Origin of the sequence: Halobacteriovorax sp. DA5, from assembly GCF_002903145.1 — a bacterium.
In the GTDB taxonomy this organism is placed as follows: domain Bacteria; phylum Bdellovibrionota; class Bacteriovoracia; order Bacteriovoracales; family Bacteriovoracaceae; genus Halobacteriovorax_A.
The window spans coordinates 1-438 of record NZ_PPDJ01000051.1 but is presented as its reverse complement, the minus strand read 5'-3'; the positions used below and the strand labels follow the sequence as shown (position 1 = coordinate 438).

At 45.4% G+C, this 438-nt stretch carries 1 protein-coding gene; it reads right to left on the bottom strand.

What is annotated here, in order from left to right:
• Window positions 1-145: 145 nt before the first annotated feature.
• A partial coding sequence (locus C0Z22_RS15845; protein WP_146037936.1) for a hypothetical protein occupies window positions 146-438 on the bottom strand: 293 nt, incomplete at its 5' end.

The following is a 438-nucleotide window of genomic DNA, read 5'->3' as shown; positions in this document are numbered from 1 at the left end:
ATGACGAGCAGATCATCACAGTTAGAAGTTGTTTTGAACTGTAACAAATGCGCCAGTCGGCACAACAGGGTGGGGGTGATATCACATATCACAAAGTAATTGCAGGGTTGCAGAGATGAAGGGTATAAGGTCATCGGTTTTTATTTTAATTGAAGGTTTCAGACAGCTTCTGCTTCATCTTCTCATACTGCTCATTAAACCAGCTCTTGGTTTTAACAGCAAACTCGCTCTTATCAAGCTGTTCAAACGTAGTCTTGGTCTTCTCTGTCAGGTCCTCTGCAATCTCCTTCACCTGAGTCTGGAATTTGGCGAAACGCTCCTCCAGTGTGGGCTCATCTTGGGCCTCTGTCTGTACAGCAAGTACAAGCATCAGCACGGCTGCAGCCAGGTACAGTTTCATCTTTTCAGTCTTTCCTTCCTCGCAGTCCTCAAGAGAAT